Here is a 4,357-nt window from a genome sequence, read left to right on the forward strand (position 1 = left end):
GACACCGCCGCGCCGTCAGCTTCTACACCCTCATCTGCGAAGAGCCTGTTTTGTGCCCGGAGACCCGCGGCTGCCCACCCGAGCCGGTACTTAGACGCAGTTTTTAGACGTTGGCGCGTGTCGTAAGCTCTGGATCATGTTGTGGGCGACCTGGTTGCAAGCGATTGGCACCATTCTGGCGTTCGTTGCCGTGGCGATTCAGATACGACGCGAGTCCGCTGATCGGAAACGAATTCAGCAGCGGATGGATCAGGCAGATCTCAGGGAGCAATCCAGCCAGATCTTCGCTTGGGCCGCGATCCTGTCCGAAGACGATGCACGCCAACTGGGTCTCGCCGGCATGGACACGCAAGGCATTTTCGTCGTCAACGCGTCCCAGCTGCCCATCTATGACGTGGTCCTGAGCTTGGTGCTCATCCGGGGAGCAGGACCCCACACCGGTGAGCAGCTAGTAGCTCTCGGCCCCGAAGTCGCAGATCGCGACAGAGTTGTTCGCAGTGTGCTGCCGCCAGGACGATGGTTTGTCTCCTTCCCGAACTCCAGCTGGGGTGCAAGGTCGTCGATGCCAGGTGGGGAGATCGCATTCAATGACTCGGCAGAAACTTCATGGGTGCGGAGAGTGAGTGGTTCGTTGGAACAACTCAGCCAGAATCCTCTCGATGCGCTCAGTGTGAACCGCCCGTTCCCGGAAGCCCGCTTGGAAAACCTCGACCCCAACCGCATTCAGTGACCGCCAACGGTTCTCACGTCCCAGTGCCTGAGCGATGGCGGACGACCTCGTCCTGCAGTTACAGACAAGCCCGGCATCCACGTCGGAAGTTATCCCCAATAGCCACCAGAGTCACTAGAACCCCCGCAAGTTTCAACTACAGATGACTGATGAGGTGTGAATCGCATCGCTTCGAGGCGTGTTTCTGAGAACTTTCGGTGGCTCATGAGGAGGGCTTCTGTGGCAGCGTCGACGAGCTCTGGAGTGAGGTCGGCGGCCCGCAGCACGCGTTGACCTCGACGTACGTGGACATCGACATGTCGGACGTGAGGAAGGACCTCGATCAGGCGAGGAGTGTGATCCAGTAGTCCCAGAAGCGCACCGCGCTCAACGCGGCGACCAGGAGGAACCAACCGACCAGGGCTGGAGTCTGGTAGGCGTGGACCCACGTGCCCGTACAGGCCCGTCGTGAGCCGGTCTGGCCTGGCAGCAGGCGCAGGTTTCGTTGGGTGACGATCACGAACAGTGGGATGGCGACCGCCCACACGGCCATGCAGTACGGGCACAACGCGCCGATCCGATACAGGCTCACCCAGATGAGCCAGTGGACGAAGATGGCGGCGAGAGTAACCCCGGCCTGCAGCCTCAGCGGCCAAGGCAGCATTGACCGAGCTCACGTGAAGAGGCATGTACCTCACGACGAACTCGACACGGTCGCCGTACCGGTCCTTGATGTCCTCCACATGGGGGTACAGGGCGATGCACGCCTCGCACTCGAAGTCGAGGAACTCCACCAGCTGAACCTGATCACCATCGGTCATGCGTGGGCTGTCGGGACGGACCAGATTCTCGAGTGAACCCTGGGGAGCGTCCGCGCCGGGCGACGAAGAGTCCGGTCGGGTGAGCAGTACAGCGACGACGAGAGCGATCAGGCCGCCGCGATGAGTGCAAGAGAGATCTGCCGACTGCGAGTCAGAGTGGCCTCCAGGTCTGGTTCCCGGCGTTCTGCCAGGCCCATAGGTCAACGTTCGCTGAACTATACCGAGGGATTCGGAAGTGACGTGCCAGTCGTAGAAGCACGCGGCATCGACCACCACGTGCGCGGTGAGCACGGGCAGACCCGTCGCCATCTGCGAGGCCTGGACAACCCAGACAGGCTCGACACGCCCTCGGTGTGCTGCGTCGACCTTGCCAGGGCGGAGTCGTCGGTCGCCTGAGCGCAGCTGAAGTTGCGACCTCTCGCGTGTTCCGTGGCGGATAGCCAGACTGACAAAAGGTCAGCGAGCACTGTATAGTTCAGCACATGCTGACTATTGCTTCGCGCCTCGACGTCATGAACCGGCTCGGCCGGGCCATGGCGGACCCGACGCGCTCCCGGATCCTGATGACCCTCCTTGATAGCCCGAGCTACCCGGCTGTGCTGTCGCACGAGCTGGAGCTGACTCGCTCGAACGTGTCGAACCATCTGACGTGCTTGCGAGACTGCGGGATCGTCGTCGCAGAGCCCGAAGGACGGCAGACTCGTTACGAGATCGCCGACCCACATCTCGCTGCGGCCCTCGTCGCTCTGGTGGACGTGACACTCGCCGTGGACGAGCAGGCTCCCTGCGTGGACTCGACGTGCACGGTGCCGGGCTGCTGCGGGACTGGAGCGGGTGCATGAGCGCGGCGTGTGGGTGCGAGCACGAGAGTGCGACGCCGACGGGCGAGGAGGTTGAGGGCGCGGAGCGGCCATGGTGGAAGGACCGCGGTGTCTTGGTTCCGATCTTCTCCGGTGTCGCCTTTCTCAGTGGTCTGATCTCTGAGCGGTCCGGGGCTGAGACCGTGGCTCTGGTCTTGTTCTGGATCGGCCTGCTGCTGGGCGCGTCGACCTTCACACCTGGCGCGGTCCGCAGGCTCTTCAAGGGCAGGATCGGCATCGGGTTGCTGATGACGATCAGTGCGATCGGCGCGGTCATCCTCGGCTACGTCGAGGAAGCGGCCGCACTCGCGTTCCTGTACTCCATCGCCGAGGCGCTAGAAGACAAGGCGATGGATCGCGCCCGCGGTGGTCTGCGGGCGCTGCTGAAGCTCGTGCCGGACACCGCGACCGTGCTGCGCGACGGAGCCTCCGTCGAGGTCGCGGCGAAAGACCTGACCGTCGGCCAGCTCATGGTGATCCGCCCGGGAGAGCGGATCGCGACCGATGGCGTCGTCCGGGCGGGACGCTCCAGCCTGGACACCTCGGCGATCACGGGCGAATCGATCCCGGTCGAGGTCGAGCCCGGTGACGCAGTCTCGGCTGGCGCAATCAACAGCACCGGCGCACTGGAAGTCGAGGCGACCGCGGCGGGCACCGACAACTCGCTCACCACGATCGTGGAGCTGGTCGAGAAGGCGCAGACCGAGAAGGGCGAACGTGCCCGCCTAGCCGACAAGATCGCCCGACCGCTCGTCCCTGGTGTCCTGATTCTTGCTGCGTTGGTCGCAATCATCGGCTCGCTGCTGGGCGATCCAGAGCTGTGGACAACGCGCGCCCTCGTGGTGCTGGTGGCAGCCTCGCCCTGCGCACTAGCGATCTCCGTCCCGCTGACAGTCGTCGCCGGCATCGGCGCGGCGAGCAAGTTCGGAGTGATCATCAAATCTGGAGCGGTCTTCGAGCGTTTCGGCACCGTCCGGCACGTGGCCGTTGACAAGACCGGCACTCTCACCCGCAACGAGCCTGCCGTCACCGCGGTCCTCACCGTCGACGGCCTGACCGAGGCACAGGTGCTCGCATGGGCCGCTGCGCTGGAGCACCACAGCACTCATCCTCTCGCCGCGGCGATCACCGCCGCCGCCCCGGGCGTCACGGCAGCGGCGGATGTGACTGAGCAGGCGGGGCACGGCATCGAAGGCACCGCCGATGGTTCGACGATCACCGTCGGCAGCCCGCGCTGGCTCGACGCCGGTGAGCTCGGCGACCGGGTCGAGGGACTGGAAGAGCAAGGCATGACCGTCGTGATCGTGCACCGAGACGGAGCGCCAGTCGGCGCGATCGGCGTCCGAGATGAACTACGCCCCGAGGTCCCCGAGGTCGTCCGTACCCTCGCAAGCCAGGGGGTCGGAATGACGATGCTCACCGGCGACAACACCCGCACAGCGCAGGCCCTTGCCGCCCAGGCGGGGATCGTCGACGTCCGCGCAGAACTGCGCCCTGAAGACAAGGCCGCCGCGATCGGAGCGTTCTCCGAGGCAGGACCGGTCGCGATGATCGGCGATGGCATCAACGACGCGCCCGCTCTCGCGGCAGCCGACATCGGCATCGCGATGGGCGCGACCGGATCGGACGCCGCGATCGAGTCCGCCGACATCGCGTTCACCGGCCACGACCTGCGTCTCATCCCCAGAGCGTTTGACCACGCCCGTCGGGGTCGCCGCATCATCAACCAGAACATCATCCTGTCTCTGTTGATCATCACCGCGCTGCTCCCACTCGCCCTCTTCGGTGTCCTGGGGCTCGCTGCCGTGGTCCTGGTTCACGAAGTCGCCGAGGTCATCGTGATCCTCAACGGCCTGCGCGCCGCCCGAACCCATACGCCGCAGATCGGCAGCTGATGCTTGCGACCATCGGGTCGGCGATCCCCTACGGGTCAGGATGAGTTGAGGCCGGTGGTTCATAGCAAGTCC

General features: G+C 64.8%; 4 protein-coding genes and 1 pseudogene. 3 read left to right on the plus strand and 2 right to left on the minus strand.

What is annotated here, in order from left to right; all coding sequences use genetic code 11:
- Positions 1–136: 136 nt before the first annotated feature.
- Complete coding sequence (locus L979_RS13360) at positions 137–730, plus strand: hypothetical protein (RefSeq protein WP_047692692.1); 594 nt, start codon at positions 137–139, stop codon at positions 728–730.
- 322 nt (positions 731–1,052) lie between these two features.
- On the opposite strand, the gene L979_RS16880 is transcribed toward L979_RS13360, so the two are convergent.
- Both L979_RS16880 and L979_RS17130 read right to left on the minus strand, forming a co-directional pair.
- A complete protein-coding gene (locus tag L979_RS16880) occupies positions 1,053–1,301 on the minus strand; it encodes a hypothetical protein (RefSeq protein WP_206051969.1) in 249 nt (82 codons plus the stop codon).
- Positions 1,302–1,404: 103 nt separating this feature from the next.
- Positions 1,405–1,839, minus strand: a pseudogene (locus tag L979_RS17130) (DsbA family protein); the annotation flags it as partial.
- A gap of 173 nt (positions 1,840–2,012) precedes the next feature.
- Between L979_RS17130 and L979_RS13375 the strand changes: the two are divergent.
- Both L979_RS13375 and L979_RS13380 read left to right on the plus strand, forming a co-directional pair.
- On the plus strand, positions 2,013–2,372 hold the full coding sequence (locus tag L979_RS13375) for a helix-turn-helix transcriptional regulator (RefSeq protein WP_047692694.1): 360 nt from the start codon (positions 2,013–2,015) through the stop codon (positions 2,370–2,372).
- Positions 2,369–4,285 carry a cation-translocating P-type ATPase gene (locus L979_RS13380; RefSeq protein WP_094067112.1) on the plus strand — a complete coding sequence of 639 codons (1,917 nt, stop codon included), beginning with the start codon at positions 2,369–2,371 and terminating at the stop codon, positions 4,283–4,285. The genes L979_RS13375 and L979_RS13380 overlap by 4 nt, the downstream gene beginning before the upstream one ends.
- The last annotated feature ends 72 nt before the right edge of the window (positions 4,286–4,357 follow it).

Origin of the sequence: Kocuria sp. ZOR0020, from assembly GCF_000800955.1 — a bacterium.
GTDB classification, from domain to species: domain Bacteria; phylum Actinomycetota; class Actinomycetes; order Actinomycetales; family Micrococcaceae; genus Kocuria; species Kocuria subflava.